We start from the raw sequence: 19,167 nt of genomic DNA, 5'->3' as shown, positions 1-19,167 counted from the left end.
TCACATGATCGACACGCAATATTCCCTGGCGGCTACCCAGGCCGCGATCCCCTCCGAGCCGATCGCTCCCGGCGCCGCCGGGCGTTCCGTTGGCACGCCGCAAGCGGCTGCGGACCTGCCGCAGGTGCCGGCCGCGCGGGCCGACCGGGTCGAACTGAACGCTCCGCGCCAGGTGCTCGACCCGGTGCGCATGGAAGCGGCCGGCAGCGAGCTGGACAGCAGCGTCGAGCTTCTGCTGATTCTCTTCCGCATCGCGCAGAAAGCGCGCGAGCTGGGCGTGCTCCAGCGCGACAACGAGAACCAGTCGATCATCCACGCGCAGAAGGCGCAGGTGGACGAGATGCGCAGCGGCGCCACGCTGATGATCGCCATGGCGGTGATCGCTGGCGTCGGCGCATTGGCCTCGGCGGTGGTCGGCAGCCTCGGCGCGTTGAAGAACGGCAAGGCCATCAGTCAGGAGAAGACCCTGCAGAAGAACATCGATGGGCGCAACGAACTGATCGACGCGAAGATGCAGGCGCTTGGCAAGACCTCCGACGAGGATCGCAAGATCGTCGGCAAGGTCTGGGCGGCGGACCAGGTGCAGGACAGTGTGGCGTTGCGTGCGGCGGGCCGTGCCTTCGAGAGCCGCAACGGCGCCCTACAGGTGGCCAACACGGTGATCCAGTCCTTCGTCCAGATGGCCAACGCCTCGGTCCAGGTGCGCCAGGGCGAATCGCAGGCGAGCGCCCGGGAAGGAGAGGTCAACGCCACCATCGGGCAGAGCCAGAAGCAGAAGGTCGAGGACCAGATGAGCTTCGATGCCGGCTTCATGAAGGACGTCCTGCAGCTCATCCAGCAGTACACCCAGAGCCATAACCAGGCCTGGCGTGCGGCGGCCGGAGTGGTCTGAGCCGTCTCCGCGCGGGAGGAAAAGGCCACAGCGATGTGGCTTTTTTCTTAAAAGAAAAGTCTCTCAGTGACAAAAGCGATGCATAGCCCGGTGCTAGCATGCGCTGAGCTTTAGGAGGCGCCCCCATGGATTTAACGAGCAAGGTCAACCGACTGCTTGCCGAGTTCGCAGGCCGTATCGGTTTGCCTTCCCTGTCCCTCGACGAGGAGGGCATGGCGAGCCTCCTGTTCGACGAACAGGTGGGCGTCACCCTGTTGCTGCTCGCCGAGCGCGAGCGTCTGTTGCTGGAGGCCGATGTGGTGGGCATCGATGTGCTGGGCGAGGGGATCTTTCGCCAGCTCGCCAGCTTCAACCGCCATTGGCACCGTTTCGATCTGCATTTCGGCTTCGACGAGCTGACCGGCAAGGTCCAGTTGTATGCGCAGATTCTCGCAGCGCAACTGACCCTCGAATGCTTTGAGGCGACCTTGGCCAACCTGCTCGATCACGCCGAGTTCTGGCAGCGCCTGCTGCCGTGCGACAGTGATCGCGAGGCGGTCGCTGCGGTCGGCATGAGGGTTTGAGCGGCCCCATGAAAATCGAATCGATTTCGCCGGTGCAGCCGTCCCAAGACGCTGGAGCTGAGGCGGTGGGGCATTTCGAGGGGCGTTCGGTGACCCGCGCGGCCGTTCGCGGCGAGGACCGTTCCAGCGTGGCCGGGCTGGCGCGCTGGCTGGCGCGCAACGTGGCTGGCGATCCGCGTAGTGAGCAGGCCTTGCAGCGCCTCGCCGACGGTGACGGCACGCCGCTGGAGGCGCGCACGGTCCGGCGCAGGTGAGGTGCTGGATGCTGTTGCCGCTGGCGTTGCTGCTCGGCGGTTGCGTCAGCCAGCCCGCGCCGATGTCGCCGAAGGTGACGGTGGGTGGTTCGGTGGGCGGCGTTTCCCTGCAGGCGCGCCAGGCGCAACTCAGGCTGCGCCTGTATGCCGTCGTTCAGGGAAGGATGCAAACGATTGCCGAGCGGCGCTACCGGGTGTCCGGGTTGCCGTTGCGCTATGCGTTCGATCTGGAGGTCGACAGGTTGGAGGGCGAGGCATTGTACCTACGCACCGAGCTTTCCTGGGTGGGCGTCGCGGCGGTCCAGGCGAGCGCCTGGCAGCGGGTGGCGGCGGGCGTCGATGAGCGGGTCCGGCTGGTTCGGCGCGACTGTTTTCCGAATTGTACGGCCGCTCGCCCGGAAGAAAGATCTGGCAACGATTGATACATTGCCTGCTGTTTCGGAAAGTGCGTATGGAGATTAAAGAAGTGCAAGTCTCGTTCGTTGTCAGGGAAGGCCTCGAATAATAAAACTGGTACTTTTGTTCCGCTTCTAAAGAAAGCTGGATTAATTGGCGGAAGCCGACTCGCTCTGCGAATCAGCGCACGTCGGATAATCCTGATTATTATAAAATCGACTCCGTGCTCATGGCTTTAAAAATCAATAAAACGGAGCGTATTCATGCCTCTCCGCTAGGCGGGGCATTCAAGGTACGACGGGAAGTGTTGGGGTTCTTATAATATGCAAGGAGCCAAATCTCTTGGCCGAAAGCAGATAACGTCTTGTCATTGGAACATTCCAACTTTCGAATACAGGGTAAACAAGGAAGAGGGCGTATATGTTCTGCTCGAGGGCGAACTGACCGTCCAGGACATCGATTCCACTTTTTGCCTGGCGCCTGGCGAGTTGCTTTTCGTCCGCCGCGGAAGCTATGTCGTAAGTACCAAGGGAAAGGACAGCCGAATACTCTGGATTCCATTATCTGCCCAGTTTCTACAAGGCTTCGTCCAGCGCTTCGGCGCGCTGTTGAGTGAAGTCGAGCGTTGCGACGAGCCCGTGCCGGGCATCATCGCGTTCGCTGCCACGCCTCTGCTGGCCGGTTGCGTCAAGGGGTTGAAGGAATTGCTTGTGCATGAGCATCCGCCGATGCTCGCCTGCCTGAAGATCGAGGAGTTGCTGATGCTCTTCGCGTTCAGTCCGCAGGGGGCGCTGCTGATGTCGGTCCTGCGGCAACTGAGCAACCGGCATGTCGAGCGTCTGCAGCTATTCATGGAGAAGCACTACCTCAACGAGTGGAAGCTGTCCGACTTCTCCCGCGAGTTCGGCATGGGGCTGACCACCTTCAAGGAGCTGTTCGGCAGTGTCTATGGGGTTTCGCCGCGCGCCTGGATCAGCGAGCGGAGAATCCTCTATGCCCATCAGTTGCTGCTCAACAGCGACATGAGCATCGTCGACATCGCCATGGAGGCGGGCTTTTCCAGTCAGTCCTATTTCACCCAGAGCTATCGCCGCCGTTTCGGCTGCACACCGAGCCGCTCGCGGCAGGGGAAGGACGAATGCCGGGCTAAAAATAACTGACGTTTTTTGAAAGCCCGGTAGCGGCTGCATGAGTAGAATCGGCCCAAATTGCAGGCTCTGACGAGCGCGCAATGTAGTGAGGAAGCCAAGGCAGAGAATGGAGCAGGAAGACGATAAGCAGTACTCCCGAGAAGCGGTGTTCGCTGGCAGGCGGGTATCCGTGGTGGGCTCGGACGCCCGCTCGCGGGGTCGGGTGCCGGGTTACGCATCGAGCAGTTTGTATCGTGAGTCCGGAATCATCAGTGCGCGGCAACTGGCGTTGCTGCAGCGGATGCTGCCGCGCCTGCGGCTGGAGCAACTGTTCCGCTGCGAGTGGTTGCAGCAGCGCCTGGCGCGCGGCCTGGCGCTGGGGCGCGAAGAGGTGCGGCAGATTCTCCTCTGCGCGGCGCAGGACGACGACGGCTGGTGCGCCGAACTGGGCGACCGGGTCAACCTCGCCGTGCCGCAGTCGATGATCGACTGGGTCCTGCTGCCGGTCTATGGCTGGTGGGAAAGCCTGCTCGACCAGGCGATCCCCGGCTGGCGCCTGTCGCTGGTGGAGCTGGAGACCCAGTCCCGGCAACTGCGAGTCAAGTCCGAATTCTGGTCCCGCGTGGCCGAGCTGGAGCCGGAGCAGGCCCGCGAGGAACTGGCCAGGGTCGCCAAGTGCCAGGCGCGCACCCAGGAACAGGTGGCCGAACTGGCCGGCAAGCTGGAGACGGCTTCGGCACTGGCGAAGAGCGCCTGGCCGAACTGGCAGCGGGGCATGGCGACGCTGCTCGCCAGCGGCGGGCTGGCCGGCTTCGAGCCGATCCCCGAGGTCCTCGAATGCCTCTGGCAACCTCTCTGCCGGCTGGACGACGACGTCGGCGCGGCGGACGCCGTCCAGGCCTGGCTGCACGAACGCAACCTGTGCCAGGCACAGGATCACTTCTACTGGCAGAGCTGAGCGGCCGGCGAAAGCCGGCCCTACCGAGGAATCATGGATCATCTGTTGAGCGGATTGGCCACTCGCCTGGGCCAAGGGCCCTTTGTTGCCGATCGGACGGGTTCGTACCACCTGCGCATCGACGGACAGAGCGTCCTGTTGCTGCGCCAGGGCGACGACCTGCTGCTGGAAAGCCCGCTGGAGCACGCCCCCCTGGATCCGCAGCGCGACCAGCTGGGGTTGCTGCGGGCGCTGTTGTCGCGGGTCGCCAGTTGGAGCCGGCGCTATCCCCAGGCCATCGTCCTGGACGCGGACGGGCGCCTGCTGTTGCAGGCGCGGCTGGGCCTCGACGGCCTCGATCCCGAGCGACTCGAACGGGCCCTGGCCGCCCAGGTGGGGCTGCTCGAGGCGCTGGCGCCGGAGCTGGAACCGCTGCCCCGCGGGTTGCCGCCGCAGGCTCCGGTGTGGCGTCCCTGATGCGCCGCCTGCTGATCGGCGGACTGCTGGCGCTGCTGCCTGGCGCGGTCTTGCGCGCGCAGCCGCTGGACTGGCCCAGCCTGCCTTACGACTATGTGGCGCAGGGCGAAAGCCTGCGCGACGTGCTGGCCAACTTCGGCGCCAACTACGATGCCTCGGTGATCGTCAGCGACAAGGTCAACGACCAGGTCAGCGGTCGCTTCGACCTGGAAAGCCCGCAGGCCTTCCTGCAGTTGATGGCCTCCCTCTACAACCTCGGCTGGTACTACGACGGCACCGTGCTGTACGTATTCAAGACCACCGAGATGCAATCGCGGCTGGTGAGGCTGGAGCAGGTCGGCGAGGCCGAGCTGAAGCGCGCGCTGACCGCCGCCGGCATCTGGGAGCCGCGCTTCGGCTGGCGTGCCGACCCTTCCGGGCGGCTGGTGCACGTGTCCGGTCCGGGGCGCTATCTCGAACTGGTCGAGCAGACCGCCCAGGTGCTGGAGCAGCAATACACCCTGCGCAGCGAAAAGACCGGCGACCTCAGCGTGGAGATCTTCCCGCTGCGCTATGCGGTCGCCGAGGACCGCAAGATCGAGTACCGCGACGACGAGATCGAGGCGCCGGGCATCGCCAGCATCCTCTCGCGGGTGCTCAGCGATGCCAACGTGGTTGCGGTGGGCGACGAGCCGGGCAAGCTGCGCCCGGGACCGCAATCGAGCCATGCGGTGGTCCAGGCGGAACCGTCGCTGAATGCGGTGGTGGTGCGCGACCACAAGGACCGGTTGCCCATGTATCGCCGCCTGATCGAAGCCCTCGACCGGCCCTCGGCGCGGATCGAGGTCGGCTTGTCGATCATCGACATCAATGCCGAGAACCTCGCCCAGCTGGGCGTCGACTGGAGCGCCGGGATTCGCCTGGGCAACAACAAGTCGATCCAGATCCGCACCACCGGCCAGGATAGCGAGGAGGGCGGCGGCGCCGGTAACGGGGCGGTCGGCAGCCTGGTGGACAGTCGCGGGCTGGATTTCCTGCTGGCCAAGGTCACCCTGTTGCAGAGCCAGGGGCAGGCGCAGATCGGATCCCGGCCGACCCTGCTGACCCAGGAGAATACCCAGGCGGTGCTCGACCAGAGCGAAACCTACTATGTGCGGGTCACGGGCGAGCGGGTGGCCGAGCTGAAGGCGATCACCTACGGCACCATGCTGAAAATGACGCCGCGAGTGGTGACTCTCGGCGATACGCCGGAGATCAGCCTCAGCCTGCACATCGAGGACGGCAGCCAGAAACCCAATAGCGCCGGCCTGGACAAGATCCCCACGATCAACCGCACGGTGATCGATACCATCGCCCGCGTGGGCCATGGCCAGAGCCTGCTGATCGGCGGCATCTACCGCGACGAACTGAGCCAGAGCCAGCGCAAGGTACCCTGGCTCGGCGACATTCCCTATCTCGGCGCGCTGTTCCGCACTACCGCGGACACCGTGCGCCGCTCGGTGCGGCTGTTCCTCATCGAGCCGCGGCTGATCGACGATGGCGTCGGCCATTACCTGGCGCTGAACAACCGTCGCGACCTGCGCGGCGGCCTGCTTGAAATCGACGAGTTGTCGAACCAGAGCCTGTCGTTGCGCAAGCTGCTCGGTAGCGCCCGCTGCCAGGCGCTGGCGCCGGCCAGGGCCGAACAGGAGCGCTTGCGCCAGGCCGGCCAGGGATCGTTCCTCACGCCCTGCCGGATGGGTGCGCAGGAGGGCTGGCGGGTGACCGACGGCGCCTGTCCCAAGGACGGCGCCTGGTGCGTCGGCGCGGAGCGCGGGAATTAGCATGGCCTGGAAGATCCGCTTCTACAGCGGGCTGAACCAGGGCGCCGAAGTCTCGCTCGGAGAGGGCCGGGTGGCGCTTGGCAGCGATCCGTTGCAGGCCGACCTGGTGTTGCTCGACGAGGGCATCGCGGCAGTCCACCTGGTGCTCGAGGTCGATGCCCAGGGCGTGCGCCTGCTGGAGTGGGCGGAGGGCTGCGAGCCTCGCCAGGACGGCCAGGCGCAAGTCGCCGGAGCGATCCTGCAGGCGCTTGCCGGGCAGACCTGCGGCCCGCTGCGCTGGGCATTCTGCGACCCGCAGCGGAGTTTTCCCGAGCGTTTCCCCGAAGCCGAGGTGCAGACCGCGCCAGTGCGCCGCAAGTCGTCCGCCCGTGCCGGCGGGGCCTGGCTGCTCGGCGTCAGCCTGGCGCTGGCGCTGTGTCTGCTGGGCATGCTCGTCGAACCCTGGTCGGCCCGCCAGCACGGCATGGCCGGCGAGGAGCCCCTGGCGAAGGTGCGCGCCTACCTGCGCGAGCAGGGCATGAGCGAGGTGGATGTGCAGCGCCAGGGCGACAGTCTCCTGCTCGGCGGCTACCTGGAGGACAACGCCCGGCGCCTGGCGCTACAGCGCTACCTCGATGGCAGCGGCGTGGACTACCGACTGGAAGCACGGAGCATGGAAGACATTCGCCAGGGCGTGGATTTCATCCTGCAGAAATTCGGCTATCGGCAGATCCTCAGCAGCAACGCGGACAAGCCTGGCTGGGTCCGGCTCAACGGCGAACTGGCGGAACAGGACGAACGCTGGGCGCGGATCGACGCATTGCTGGAGTCCGAGGTGCCGGGCCTGCTCGGGGTGGAAAACCAGGTCCGGGTGGCCGGCTCGCACCTGCGCCGCCTCGAGCGCCTGCTGGCGGACGCCGGCCTCGACCGGCAACTGAGTTTCCGCGAGCGCGGCGAGCGCATCGAGTTGAGCGGCACGCTCGACGAGGTCCAGCTCAGCGCCTTCTACCGCCTGCAGCGCGAGTTCCAGCAGGAATTCGGCAACCGCCCGAGCCTGGAGCTGCTCAGTCGCGGCAAGCGCGCCAGCGGCGACGAACTGGAGTTCACGATTCGCTCGGTGTCGCTGGGGCGGGTGCCCTATGTAGTGCTCGGCGACGGCCAGAAATACCCGGTGGGCGCCTCGACATCCCGCGGTGTGCGAATCCTCGCCATCGAGCCGGAGTCGATCCTGGTGGCCCGCGGCAAGCAGCGTTTCATCATCAATCTCAAAGGGGAGGTGCTCCATGATGACAGCCTTGGAAACGCGACTGTCGGTCGCTGACGGCACGCATGCCGCAGCGCTCCGGCAGCGTCTGCAGGCGGCGCTGGCGGAGTGTCGCCGGGAACTGGCCAGAGGCGCCGGCCCGGAGCGCTTCCAGTTCCTGCAACAGCAGGCCCGGGCCCTCGAAGGCGGTCTCGGCATTCTTTCGCAGCTCACAGAGGACTAAGCATGGCGCAGATATTCAACCCCAACCCGGGGAATACCCTCGATACCGTGGCCAATGCCCTGAAGGAGCAGGCCAACGCAGCGAACAAGGACGTCAACGACGCGATCAAGGCCTTGCAGGGGACCGACAATGCCGACAACCCGGCGCTGCTGGCCGAGCTGCAACACAAGATCAACAAGTGGTCGGTCATCTACAACATCAACTCGACGGTGACCCGTGCGCTGCGCGACCTGATGCAAGGCATCCTGCAGAAGATCTGAACATGGACACTTCACTGATACGCGAATTGGCGGAACTGGCGCTGGCCGGCAGCGGGCAGCACTGCCACGAAGAGGCGCTGTGCATCGCCGAGTGGCTGGAGCGCCTCGGACAGGACGAAGCGGCGCGGCTGATCCGGATTTCCAGCCTGGCCAACCAGGGGTGCTATCAGGAAGCCCTGGCCTTCGCCCATGGCAATCCCTGGCCGGCGCTGGAGCCCTGGTTCGCCTTGTGCGAGTGGCACCTGGGGCTGGGCGCCGCGCTGGACCGCAGGCTGGCCGGGCTGGGCGGCAGCAGCGATCCTGCCCTGGCCGACTTCGCCGCCGGCATGCGCGCCCAGGTGCGGACATGAGCCGCATCGACACGCCGCCGGGATTCGCCGTCTATCCGTCGGCCAGTCCAAAGGCGGCGAACCTGCCGGCTGTCGATCAGGTGCTGGCTTTCGAGCAGGCCCTCGGCGGCGAGCCGCCGGCGGCCGGACGCCGCCTGGCCGGGTTGGAGAACGGCGCTCTCAGCGAGCGCCTGCTGCAGCGCTTTGCCCAGCCGCTGCAAGGGTTGGAGGCGGACCGCCTGGAGCTGAAGGCGATGCTCCGTGCGGAACTGCCGCTGGGGCGCCAGCAGCAAACCTTTCTCCTCCAGTTGCTCGGTGCAGTCGAGCATGCGCCGGGCGGCGAATACCTGGCGCAACTGGCGCGTCGCGAATTGCAGGTGCTGATCCCGCTCAACGGCATGCTCGACAACCTCGTGCGCAACAGCCACAAACTCGACCTGGAGTCATGATGGATATCTCTCGGATGGGCGCCCAGGCGCAGATCACCACTCTCGAAGAACTCTCCGGCGGCCCGGCCGGCGCGGCCCACGTCGCCGAGTTCGAACGGGCGATGGGCGGTGCCGGCAGCCTGGGCGGCGACCTGCTCAGCGAACTGGGGCAGATCAGGGAGCGTTTCAGCCAGGCCAAGCAGGAGTTGCAGGTGGAGCTGTCGACGCCCGGCGACGATCCCAACAGCCTGATGCAGATGCAGTGGTCGCTGATGCGCATCACCATGCAGGAAGAGCTGATCGCCAAGACCGTCGGGCGCATGAGCCAGAACGTCGAAACCCTGATGAAGACCCAATGAGGCGAACGGTGAAAGATCTGTCGCGCATGGCGCTCCTGGCGCTGGTCCTGGCGTTGGGCGGGTGCAAGGTCGAACTCTATACCGGGATCAGCCAGAAGGAAGGCAACGAGATGCTGGCGCTGTTGCGTTCGGAGGGCGTTTCCGCGGACAAGCAGGCGGACAAGGATGGCACCGTGCGCCTGCTGGTGGAGGAATCGGATATCGCCGAGGCGGTGGAGGTGCTCAAGCGCAAGGGCTATCCGCGGGAGAACTTCTCCACGCTGAAGGATGTGTTTCCCAAGGACGGGCTGATTTCCTCGCCCATCGAAGAGCGCGCGCGGCTCAACTACGCCAAGGCCCAGGAGATTTCCCATACCCTTTCCGAGATCGATGGCGTGCTGGTGGCGCGGGTCCATGTGGTGCTGCCCGAGGAGCGCGACGGACTGGGCAGGAAGTCCTCGCCGGCATCGGCCTCGGTGTTCATCAAGCACGCCGCCGACGTGCAACTGGATGCCTACGTGCCGCAGATCAAGCAACTGGTGAACAACGGCATCGAAGGACTCAGCTACGACCGCATCAGCGTGGTGCTGGTGCCGTCGGCCGGGGTCCGCCAGGTCCCGCTGGCGCCACGCTTCGAGAGTGTCTTCTCGATCCAGGTGGCGGAGCACTCGCGCGGACGCCTGCTCGGCCTGTTCGGCCTGCTGCTGGCGTTGCTGCTGGCGAGCAACCTGGCGCAGTTCTTCTGGCACCGGCAACGGGGCTGAGCGGCGCGATGCCATTGACGGCCTACCAGTTGCGCTTCTGCCCGGCCCGCTACATCCACGAGTCGCACCTGCCCGCGGTATTGCTGCGGTTGCTGCCGGCGCTGCCGGACTGGCGGCGACAGAGCGTTCTCAACGCCTGGCTGCTGGAGCAACTGGAATTGGACTGCGCGTTCCGCATGCCCGCGCAACTGGGCGGGCTGGCCCTTTACCCGCAGGCGGCGCTGGAACGGACCCTGGGCTGGCTCGGCGCGCTGCTGCACGGCCAGGCCTTGCGGCAGGTGCTGGACGGTGCGCGGGTACGGCGCATCCGCGCGCAGATCGGCGAACAGGGCCAGCGTTTCTGCCTGGAGCAGCTCGACCTGCTCATCGGTCGCTGGCCGCCCGGCTGGCAGCGGGCCTTGCCGGAAAACCCGGAAGAAGGCTATTTCCGGCGCTGCGGCCTGGCTTTCTGGCTGGCCGCCTGTAGCGATGCCGACTGCGGTTTCTCGCGGCGCCTGCACCTGCGCCTGGAGGCCATGCCGGCCCCGGCGGACTGGACCTTCGACGAACAACGGCGATCCCTGGCGCGGACCCTGTGCCTGAAGGTCGCCCGACAAGCGAGCGATGAATGCTTCCATTTGTTGAACTAGACGCCAGTCGCGTACGGCTGGCCCCCGGGCAGGCCCTGTTGCGCGCCCGCGACTACCAGGACTACCTCAGCGCCAACCGCCTGGTGGAAGCGGCCCGCGAGCGTGCCGCCGAAATCGAGCGCGAGGCCCACGAGGTTTACCAGGAGCAGAAGCGCCTGGGCTGGGAGGCCGGACAGGAGGAGGCGCGTCTGCGCCAGGCCGGGCTGATCCAGGCAACGCTACTGCGCTGCAATCGCTACTACCGGCAGGTCGATCGCCAGCTTGGCGAGGTGGTGCTGCAGGCGGTGCGCAAGGTGTTGCGCCACTACGACGCTGTCGAGCTGACCCTGGCGGCCACGCGCGAGGCACTGGCATTGGTGAGCAACCAGAAGCAGGTGATCCTGCACGTCCAGCCGGAACAACTGGCCGCGGTGCGCGAGCAGGTCGCCCGGGTGCTCAAGGATTTCCCCGAGGTGGGCTACCTGGAAGTGGTCGGCGATGCCCGGTTGGACCAGGGCGGTTGCATCCTGGAAACCGAGATCGGGATCATCGACGCTTCGCTCGACAGCCAGTTGGCGGCGTTGCAGGCCGCATTGACGGAGAGCGTGGCGCGGAGCGGCGAGGAGGAAGGGGACGCCGGTTGAGGGAACCAGGCGCCGCCCTCGGCCCGGGCGTTGGCTCCGGGCCGAGGGCTGAGACGCTGCCGTTCGCCCGCGGCGGCGACGCTGGCGGTGCGGTCGGCGCCTTCAGAGCAGGGTGAAGCTGCGGCTTTCGGTTTGCGCCGAATCCAGGCCGACGAAGACCTTGAACTCGCCCGGCTCGGCCGTGTGCCTGAGCTGGCTGTCGTAGAACTTCAGGTCTGCCTCGCCGAGGCGGAAGACGATCTCCCGCGATTCGCCGGGCTCCAGCATCACCTTGCGGAACCCGCGCAGTTCCTTCACCGGACGGCTGAGGCTGGCGACCGGGTCCTGCAGATAAAGCTGGACCACCGTGGCGCCGGCGCGCTTGCCGCTGTTGCTGAGCGTGACCCGCGCTTCCAGGGTAGCGCCGCGGGCCAGCCGTTCGCTGGACAGGCGCAGGGGCGAGAGACTGAACTCGGTGTAGCTGAGGCCGTAGCCGAACGGGTAGAGCGGGCCGTTGGCTTCGTCGAAATAGCGCGAGGTGTATTTGCCGGGGTTGTCGTGGTCCATCGGCCGGCCGGTGTTCAGGTGGTTGTAGTAGACCGGAACCTGGCCCACCGAGCGCGGGAAGGACATGGTCAGCTTGCCGCTGGGGTTGTGCTCGCCGAACAGCACGTCGGCGATGGCGTTGCCGCCTTCGGTGCCACTGAACCAGGTTTCCAGGATCGCGTCGGCGTTTTCCTGCTCCCAGCCCAGCGACAGCGGTCGGCCGTTCATCAGCACCAGCACCAGCGGCTTGCCGGTGGCCTTCAGTGCCTTCAGCAGCCGCCGCTGGCTGGCCGGGATGCGCAGGTCGGTGCGACTGGAGGCCTCGTGGGCCATGCCCTGCGATTCGCCGACCACGGCGACCACCAGGTCGGCGTCGCGCGCGGTGCGCAAGGCCTCCTCGAGCATCGCCTCGGCGGAGCGCGGATCGACCTCGACTTCCGGGTTGTAGCTGTTCAGGTAGTCGAGGATCGCCTGGTCGCCACTGACGTTGGCACCCTTGGCGTAGAGCAGGGTGGCACGCTCGCCGACGGCATTGGCCAGGCCCTGGTAGACGGTTACCGCCTGGCGTGGCACGCCGGCTGCCGACCAACTGCCGATGACGTCGCGCTGGCTCTTGGCCAGGGGGCCGATCACGGCGATCCGCCCCTGTTTCTTCAGCGGCAGCAGACCGTCGCGGTTCTTCAGCAGGACCAGTCCTTCGCGAGCCACCTCGCGGGCGGCCTGGCGGTGCAGGCGGCTCTCGGCGTTGGTGTCGAACGGCGGGTCGTCCGGCTTGCCCAGGCGCCGGTAGGGATCGGCGAACAGGCCGAGGTCGTACTTCGCCGCCAGCACGTCGCGGCAGGCGCGATCGATGTCGGCCTGGTCGATCTCGCCGGCCGCCAGCAGCTTCGGTAGCCAGGTCGAGTAGAGATCGTCGTTCATGTTCATGTCGACACCAGCCTGGATCGCCAGGCGCGTGGCGTCCCGCTCGTTGCCGGCGAGGCCGTGCTTGATCAGTTCCTTCACCGCGCCGTGGTCACTGATGGTCAGCCCCTTGAAGCCCCACTGCTGGCGCAACAGGTCGGTCAGCAGCCAGCGGTTGGCGGTGGCGGGCACGCCGTTGATGGTGTTCAGCGAGACCATCACCGCGCCGGCGCCGGCGTCCACCGCGGCCTTGTAGGGCGGCAGGTAGTCCTGGAACATGCGCGGCAGGCTCATGTCCACGGTGTTGTAGTCGCGGCCGCCTTCGGCCGCGCCGTACAGGGCGAAGTGCTTGACCGCCGCCATGATGCTGTCCGGGGCGGCCAGGTTGGAGCCCTGGTAGGCACGGACCATCACGCCGGACAGCAGCGAGGTCAGGTAGGTGTCTTCGCCGAAGCCTTCCGAGACCCGCCCCCAGCGCGCGTCGCGGGTGATGTCGACCATCGGCGAGAAGCTCATGTCGAGCCCGTCGGCGCTGGCTTCCAGGGCGGAGATCCGCGCGCTGCGGGCGACCACCTCGGGGTCCCAGCTGGCGGCCAGGCCGAGGCTGATGGGAAAGATGGTGCGGTGCCCGTGGGCCACGTCGTAGGCATGGAACAGCGGGATCTTCAGGCGGCTATGGCGGACCTGGTCCTGCATGGCGCGAATGTCCGGGCGGGTCACGGTATTGAATATGGCGCCGACCTTGCCGGCGCGGATATCCGCCATCAGCGCTTCCTTGGGATGGTCGGCGCCGACGCTGACCAGGCGTAGCTGGCCGATCTTTTCCGCGTTGCTCATGCGAGCCATCAGGCTGGCGATGAAACGCTCCTTGTCGGTGGCCGGCGGATTGCCGGATTCGCCCTGGCCAGCCGCCAGTGCCGGGCTCCCGCTCAGCCCGATGAGAAGCCCCAGTACACACAGCCTGTTCATGCATGTTTTCTCGTTATTGGATAGACGCTCGTCGTGGCGGCGTGACATGTCGCGGCATGCCGCCCGGCGGGCGCGACATAAGGTGTTCGCAGCGCGGGCGGAAGTCAACGAGACGGCGATGGGCGAATCTGCCGGTTCTGACAGGTCCCGTGGCGCGCCGCTGGCGGCGCTCAGGCGACGCTGGCGAGCAACTGCTCGGCCGGCATCGGCCTGCCGAGCAGGAAGCCTTGCAGCGAATTGCAGCCGAGGCGGGTCAGGAACTCCTGCTGGGCCTCGGTTTCCACGCCCTCGGCGACGATCTTCAGGTTCAGCGTGCGGCCGAGGGCGACGATCGCCGAGACGATCGCGGCGTCGTCGCTGTCGTGGGCCAGCTCGTTGATGAAGCCACGGTCGATCTTCAGTTCGCTCGCCGGCAGGCGTTTGAGATACAGCAGGCTGGAGTAGCCGGTGCCGAAGTCGTCGATGGAGATGCCGACGCCCATCGCCGACAACTGCTCGAGGATCACCAGGCTGGCATCGGCATCGCGCATGGCGGTCGATTCGGTCACCTCGAGGATCAGGTGGCTGGGCTCCAGGCTGTGGCGCAGGAGTGCGTTGCGTACCGAGTCGACCAGGCCGGCATGGGCGAACTGCAGGGCCGAAAGGTTCACCGCGATGTTCCAGTCCGCATGTCCGCCGTCCAGCCAGAGGCGCATCTGCCGACAGGCTTCGTCGAGCACCCACTCGCCGATCTGCACGATCAGGCCGGTCTTTTCCGCCAGCGGCAGGAACTGGCCGGGGGTGATCAGCCCGTGTTGCGGATGCTCCCAGCGCAGCAGCGCTTCCACGCCGATCATCGGTCCGTTCGGCGCCAGTACCTTGGGCTGGTAGTGCAAGACCAGTTGCCGGCGCTCCAGGGCCTGGCGCAGGTCATGCAGTAGTTGCAACTGTTCCTGGGCGTTGGCGTTCATCGAACTCTCGAAGAAGCAGTAGCCGTTCCGTCCCTGGTCCTTGGCGTGATACATCGCCGCGTCGGCATTGATCATCAGCTCGTGGCGGGTCTGCCCGTCGCCGGGGTAGAGCGCGATGCCGATGCTCGCCGAGATCCGCACCTCGTGGCGGGATATCTGGTACGGCTGGCTGAGCCGCTTCACCAGCTTCTCGGCCAGGGTCGCGGCGTCGGCGGGCTCGCGGGCCTCGATCAGCAGGACGAACTCGTCGCCGCCGAGGCGGGCGATGGTGTCCTGGGCGCGGACGTTGGCGCGGATACGCTCGGCGACTTCGATCAGCAACAGGTCGCCGAGGTGATGGCCGTAGGCATCGTTGACCGCCTTGAAGCCGTCCAGGTCCATGAACAGCACGGCGAACCGGCGATCGTCGCGGATCGCCTGCTGGATCGCCTGCTCCAGGCGGTCGTCGAGGAGCATGCGGTTGGGCAGCTTGGTCAGGTTGTCGTGCAGGGCCAACTGGATCAGCTCGCGGTTGGCTCGCGCGAGGGAGGTGGCGAGCACCGAGGTACGTGCCTCCAGGCGCGAGTCCAGCACCGAGACGATCAGGGCGATGGCGATCACCGCCAGGGTGATCACGATGACCAGCACCGCCAGCCAGCCGTTGTCGATGCCTCGGCCGACGGCGCCGCAGAAGCTGCCCAGGGGGAACTGCGCGGCGGCCATCCCGGTGTAGTGCATGCCGACGATGGCGCAGCCCATCACCAGGGCGGCGCCGGCGCGGACCAGGACGATGCGCCGGCTGCCATGGCGCAGGCGGAAGGCGATCCACAGCGCGGCGCCGGAGGCGATCACCGCGATCAGGATGGAGAGGCCGAGCCACAGCGGGTCGTAGACGATCCCCGGCATCATCAGCAGGGCGGCCATCCCGGTGTAGTGCATGGCGGCGATGCCGCTGCCCATCAGCAGGGCGCCCAGCGCCAGGCGTTGCCAGGGGAGTTCCGCCTGGCACACCAGCCAGAGGGCGAAGGCCGAACTGCCGACGGCCAGTAGCAGCGACAGCAGGGTCAGGCCCAGGTCGTAGCCGAGCGGGATCGGCAGGCTGAAGGCGAGCATGCCGACGAAATGCATCGACCAGATGCCGAAGCCCATGGCGAAAGCGCCGCCGATCAGCCAGGAGAGCGCCTCGCGGCCTTTCGCCAGGGTCACCCGGCCGGCCATGTCGAGAGCGGTGTAGGACGCCAGGATGGCCACAATCAGGGAAAAGGCGACAAGAACCTGGTTGTAGCTGCTGATAAGCATGAAAGCGTCCGAACGGGATAGCGGGAGAGAAGTGGTTGATATCAACCTGATATTATTGCACGAGTCGCTTTCGCCAATGCCATCGGGCAGGACCAACGGACGCCGGCGCAGGCGGAATCTTGCTCAACGGCCGGGCCTTTTGTACAGCGCTTTGTCTGCCGCCGGTCGCCGCCTGCCGGGGCAGGCGGCGGAAAGCTCGGCAGCGCTGGCAGGTTGACGCTACCCTGAAAGAAGCCATGGTCGTCCGATCTTCCTCTGGCTTGATCAAAAAACTCTCATGATCGCCGACGATGGCTTCAGCTGAATGGGGAATCGGTGAACTTTCTGAATGTCTCGACAGGAGGTGCGTCTCATGGAAAAGCCCTTCTCGGATGATGTCAGCGTGAATGTCCTGCGTCGCATGAAAGAAGGCGGCTTCGACTTCGCGCGCATCCATCCCATCGACTTCTTCGCCATCTTTCCCAGTGAGCGGGAGGCCCGCCAGGCCGCGGGCCAGTTTCGCGGCGAGTCGCTCAGGGCCCAGGTCGTCGCTCGCGACGATGGCTCCTGGAACCTGCAGGTCAGCAAGGTGATGTACGCCACCCATGCCGCCATCGGTGCCTTCGAACACGACCTGGAGGAAGTCGTGGTGCCGCTGGGCGGCGTGCTGGACGGGTGGGGCGTGACCCAGGAGGTCACTTCGCTGCGTCCGTGACGGCGGCGGGACCCCGGCCGCGATCCCGGGCCGGGGCTCCTGCGTCGGGCTTTCCTTCCTCGAAGGCTTTCCTTCAGACTGGGGAAGGAGGTAAGCCATGAGCGATATTCTGATCCTGACCCATGCCGAGTTCTGTCCGCCAGGCCATCTGGGTGCCGTGCTGGCGGAGCGCGGCCTGGACTTCCGCGTGATCCGCGCCGATCTCGGCGAACTCGCCGGTCTCGACGCCGAACGCCCGCGAGCGGTGGCGATCATGGGTGGGCCGATGAGCGTCAACGACGACCTGCCCTGGTTGCGCGACGAACTGGCGCTGCTGCGTCGCTTCATCGAGCGGCGCATCCCGCTGATCGGCCATTGCCTCGGCGGCCAGTTGCTGGCCCGCGCCCTGGGCGCGACGGTGCGGCAACAGCCCTACACCGAAATGGGCTGGCAGCCCATGCAGCGGGAAAGCCGCGACAGTCCATGGCTGGCCGGGCTGCCGGAGCGCTTCTCGATCTTCCAGTGGCACGGCGATGCCTTCGACCTGCCGCAGGGCGCCGAGCGCCTGCTGTCCAGCCCCTGGTGCGAGAACCAGGGGTTTTCCTGGGGTGGTCACGTACTCGGCCTGCAAGGCCATCCGGAAATGACCGAGGAACTGGTACGGCGCTGGATCGCCGGCTGGCCGCACCTGCTCGATCCCTCCCAGCCCAGCCAGCAATCCGCCGAGGACATGCTGGCCGGGTTGCCTGCCAGGATTGCCGGGCTGAATCGGGTGGCCGAGGGTTTCTACCGTCATTGGCTGTCGCTGATCGATTGACCTTCCCGGCCGCGGGCGCCCCCCTGGCACTACCGCCGGTCCGCTTTATCGCTCGTTCGAGCGAGGCGGCTGTCTGCATGGAAGGGAGGGGAGAAGCCGTCTCCCTTCCGGGTCTGTTCTAGACTTATCGGTCCCACAGGTCGCTTCGCGATCGGCAGGTCGATGCCGGTCCGTGGCCGCGGGGCGCGCATGCCGTCGAACGGGGCGCCCTTCCTCTCCCTGTGGGCAGGATGCACCAGACTGGGGCGAACCCGCCGCGCCGACCCTGCGAATCGCCGACGAGCCGTGATCCGCGCGCTGGCACGGGCTTTGCGAGTTCCCCATCGTTCGTGACGACAAGGAGTCCGGCATGGCACGCATGTTTTACGACGAGATGCACGATGCTGGCGGCGAATGCCGCTCGCATTATCGGGAATTCGCTCGCTGGCTGGCCGACACCCCTGAAGAGCAACTGCTGCAACGCCGGCGTGAAGCCGACCTGCTGTTCCACCGCGCCGGCATCACCTTCACCCTGTACGGCGACGAGCAGGGCACCGAGCGCCTGATCCCCTTCGACACCATCCCGCGCAGCATTCCCGCGGCGGAGTGGGCGCACATCGAGGCCGGCTGCATCCAGCGCGTCCAGGCGCTGAACCTGTTCCTCGCCGACCTCTACCACGAACAGCGCATCCTCAAGGCCGGGGTGATTCCTGCCGAGCAGGTCCTGGCCAACGACCAGTACCAACTGGCGATGCAGGGACTGGACCTGCCGGGCAACGTCTACGCGCACATTGCCGGGGTCGACCTGGTCCGCGACGGCAGCGGCAACTATTACGTGCTGGAGGACAACCTGCGCACGCCCAGCGGTGTTTCCTACATGCTGGAAAACCGCAAGATGATGATGCGCCTGTTCCCCGAGCTGTTCGTCCGCCAGCGCGTGGCGCCGATCGACCACTACCCGGACCTGCTGCTCGACACCCTAAAGCGGGCCAGTGACGTCGAATCGCCGAGCGTGGTGGTATTGACGCCGGGACGTTTCAACAGCGCCTACTTCGAACACGCCTTCCTCGCCCGCGAGATGGGCGTGGAACTGGTCGAAGGCGCCGATCTGTTCGTCCGCGACGAGCGGGTCTACATGCGCACGACGGCCGGACCGCAACCGGTGGACGTGATCTACCGAAGGATCGACGACGCCTTCCTCGACCCGCTGGCGTTCAACCCGGATTCGCTGCTCGGCGTGCCCGGCCTGCTGGCCGCCTACCGGGCCGGCAACCTGGTGCTGGCCAACGCGATCGGTACCGGGGTGGCCGACGACAAGTCGATCTACCCCTACGTGCCGGACATGATCCGCTTCTACCTCGGCGAAGACCCGCTACTGCACAACGTGCCGACCTGGCAATGTCGCAAGCCGAAGGAACTGGCGCACGTCCTGGCGCACCTGCCGGAGCTGGTGGTGAAGGAGACCCAGGGTTCCGGCGGCTACGGCATGCTGGTCGGACCGGCGGCCAGCCGGGAGGAAATCGAGCTGTTCCGCGAGCGCCTGAAGGCTCGCCCGGAGGCCTATATCGCGCAACCGACGCTGTCCCTGTCGACCTGTCCGACCTTCGTCGAGAGCGGCGTCGCGCCACGCCATATCGACCTGCGGCCGTTCGTCCTGTCGGCGCCGGATCGGGTTCGCCTGGTGCCTGGCGGGCTGACCCGGGTGGCGTTGCGCGAAGGCTCGCTGGTGGTCAACTCGTCCCAGGGCGGCGGCACCAAGGACACCTGGGTGGTGGAGGAATAAGC

At 66.5% G+C, this 19,167-nt stretch carries 22 protein-coding genes; 20 read left to right on the top strand and 2 right to left on the bottom strand.

Annotated features, from left to right (window positions below):
* Positions 1-4 precede the first annotated feature (4 nt).
* The 17 genes from popD (at position 5) to pscL (ending at position 11,288) form a co-directional block, all read left to right on the top strand.
* On the top strand, positions 5-892 hold the full coding sequence (popD, locus tag HMPREF3014_RS08490) for a type III secretion system translocon subunit PopD (RefSeq protein WP_003113550.1): 888 nt from the start codon (positions 5-7) through the stop codon (positions 890-892).
* A gap of 125 nt (positions 893-1,017) precedes the next feature.
* Positions 1,018-1,455, top strand: coding sequence for a type III secretion system regulatory chaperone ExsC (gene exsC, locus HMPREF3014_RS08485; RefSeq protein WP_009876222.1), 438 nt, complete (start codon positions 1,018-1,020; stop codon positions 1,453-1,455).
* An 8-nt stretch (positions 1,456-1,463) separates the two neighbouring features.
* A complete protein-coding gene (exsE, locus tag HMPREF3014_RS08480; protein ID WP_003100766.1) occupies positions 1,464-1,709 on the top strand; it encodes a T3SS regulon translocated regulator ExsE in 246 nt (81 codons plus the stop codon).
* Positions 1,710-1,717: 8 nt separating this feature from the next.
* On the top strand, positions 1,718-2,131 hold the full coding sequence (gene exsB, locus HMPREF3014_RS08475; RefSeq protein WP_003087711.1) for a YscW family type III secretion system pilotin ExsB: 414 nt from the start codon (positions 1,718-1,720) through the stop codon (positions 2,129-2,131).
* Positions 2,132-2,428: 297 nt separating this feature from the next.
* Entirely contained in the window at positions 2,429-3,265 is an 837-nt protein-coding gene (exsA, locus tag HMPREF3014_RS08470; protein ID WP_023087587.1) for a T3SS regulon transcriptional activator ExsA, read from the top strand.
* Between the two features lie 97 nt (positions 3,266-3,362).
* Positions 3,363-4,193, top strand: coding sequence for a T3SS regulon anti-activator ExsD (exsD, locus tag HMPREF3014_RS08465; protein ID WP_003124833.1), 831 nt, complete (start codon positions 3,363-3,365; stop codon positions 4,191-4,193).
* Between the two features lie 33 nt (positions 4,194-4,226).
* Positions 4,227-4,649, top strand: coding sequence for a YscB family type III secretion system chaperone PscB (gene pscB, locus HMPREF3014_RS08460; RefSeq protein ID WP_003100754.1), 423 nt, complete (start codon positions 4,227-4,229; stop codon positions 4,647-4,649).
* Positions 4,649-6,451 (top strand): SctC family type III secretion system outer membrane ring subunit PscC, encoded by a 1,803-nt coding sequence (gene pscC, locus HMPREF3014_RS08455; protein WP_003109511.1) that lies wholly within the window; start codon positions 4,649-4,651, stop codon positions 6,449-6,451. Before pscB ends, pscC begins: the two co-directional genes overlap by 1 nt.
* Position 6,452: 1 nt before the next feature.
* Positions 6,453-7,751, top strand: a complete 1,299-nt coding sequence (gene pscD, locus HMPREF3014_RS08450) for a SctD family type III secretion system inner membrane ring subunit PscD (RefSeq protein WP_003100752.1) — start codon at positions 6,453-6,455, stop codon at positions 7,749-7,751.
* Entirely contained in the window at positions 7,714-7,917 is a 204-nt protein-coding gene (pscE, locus tag HMPREF3014_RS08445) for a YscE family type III secretion system co-chaperone PscE (protein ID WP_003100751.1), read from the top strand. Before pscD ends, pscE begins: the two co-directional genes overlap by 38 nt.
* 2 nt (positions 7,918-7,919) lie before the next feature.
* Entirely contained in the window at positions 7,920-8,177 is a 258-nt protein-coding gene (gene pscF / locus HMPREF3014_RS08440) for a type III secretion system needle filament protein PscF (RefSeq protein WP_003087729.1), read from the top strand.
* Positions 8,178-8,179: 2 nt separating this feature from the next.
* Positions 8,180-8,527, top strand: a complete 348-nt coding sequence (gene pscG / locus HMPREF3014_RS08435; RefSeq protein ID WP_004349107.1) for a YscG family type III secretion system chaperone PscG — start codon at positions 8,180-8,182, stop codon at positions 8,525-8,527.
* A complete protein-coding gene (gene pscH / locus HMPREF3014_RS08430) occupies positions 8,524-8,955 on the top strand; it encodes a YopR family T3SS polymerization control protein PscH (RefSeq protein ID WP_003122856.1) in 432 nt (143 codons plus the stop codon). The genes pscG and pscH overlap by 4 nt, the downstream gene beginning before the upstream one ends.
* Complete coding sequence (gene pscI / locus HMPREF3014_RS08425; RefSeq protein ID WP_023087586.1) at positions 8,955-9,293, top strand: SctI family type III secretion system inner rod subunit PscI; 339 nt, start codon at positions 8,955-8,957, stop codon at positions 9,291-9,293. The genes pscH and pscI overlap by 1 nt, the downstream gene beginning before the upstream one ends.
* A complete protein-coding gene (gene pscJ, locus HMPREF3014_RS08420) occupies positions 9,290-10,036 on the top strand; it encodes a SctJ family type III secretion inner membrane ring lipoprotein Psc (RefSeq protein WP_004342903.1) in 747 nt (248 codons plus the stop codon). The genes pscI and pscJ overlap by 4 nt, the downstream gene beginning before the upstream one ends.
* A gap of 8 nt (positions 10,037-10,044) precedes the next feature.
* Positions 10,045-10,665 (top strand): SctK family type III secretion system sorting platform protein PscK, encoded by a 621-nt coding sequence (gene pscK, locus HMPREF3014_RS08415; RefSeq protein ID WP_023087585.1) that lies wholly within the window; start codon positions 10,045-10,047, stop codon positions 10,663-10,665.
* Positions 10,644-11,288, top strand: a complete 645-nt coding sequence (gene pscL / locus HMPREF3014_RS08410; RefSeq protein ID WP_023087584.1) for a SctL family type III secretion system stator protein PscL — start codon at positions 10,644-10,646, stop codon at positions 11,286-11,288. Before pscK ends, pscL begins: the two co-directional genes overlap by 22 nt.
* 102 nt (positions 11,289-11,390) lie before the next feature.
* On the opposite strand, the gene bglX is transcribed toward pscL, so the two are convergent.
* Positions 11,391-13,685, bottom strand: coding sequence for a beta-glucosidase BglX (gene bglX, locus HMPREF3014_RS08405; protein WP_003113557.1), 2,295 nt, complete (start codon positions 13,683-13,685; stop codon positions 11,391-11,393).
* 170 nt (positions 13,686-13,855) lie between these two features.
* A complete protein-coding gene (locus tag HMPREF3014_RS08400) occupies positions 13,856-15,913 on the bottom strand; it encodes a putative bifunctional diguanylate cyclase/phosphodiesterase (protein WP_023087583.1) in 2,058 nt (685 codons plus the stop codon).
* Positions 15,914-16,265: 352 nt separating this feature from the next.
* Between HMPREF3014_RS08400 and HMPREF3014_RS08395 the strand changes: the two genes are divergently transcribed.
* The 3 genes from HMPREF3014_RS08395 to HMPREF3014_RS08385 all read left to right on the top strand — a co-directional run bounded on the left by HMPREF3014_RS08395 (position 16,266) and on the right by HMPREF3014_RS08385 (position 19,165).
* Positions 16,266-16,607, top strand: a complete 342-nt coding sequence (locus HMPREF3014_RS08395; RefSeq protein WP_003087738.1) for a ribonuclease E inhibitor RraB — start codon at positions 16,266-16,268, stop codon at positions 16,605-16,607.
* Positions 16,608-16,704: 97 nt separating this feature from the next.
* Positions 16,705-17,403, top strand: coding sequence for a type 1 glutamine amidotransferase (locus HMPREF3014_RS08390; protein ID WP_003100718.1), 699 nt, complete (start codon positions 16,705-16,707; stop codon positions 17,401-17,403).
* A gap of 349 nt (positions 17,404-17,752) precedes the next feature.
* Positions 17,753-19,165, top strand: a complete 1,413-nt coding sequence (locus HMPREF3014_RS08385; RefSeq protein WP_003087741.1) for a circularly permuted type 2 ATP-grasp protein — start codon at positions 17,753-17,755, stop codon at positions 19,163-19,165.
* The last annotated feature ends 2 nt before the right edge of the window (positions 19,166-19,167 follow it).

The organism is Pseudomonas sp. HMSC065H01, assembly GCF_001815235.1.
Lineage (GTDB): Bacteria > Pseudomonadota > Gammaproteobacteria > Pseudomonadales > Pseudomonadaceae > Pseudomonas > Pseudomonas aeruginosa.
This window is presented reverse-complemented; position numbering and strand designations above follow the sequence as displayed.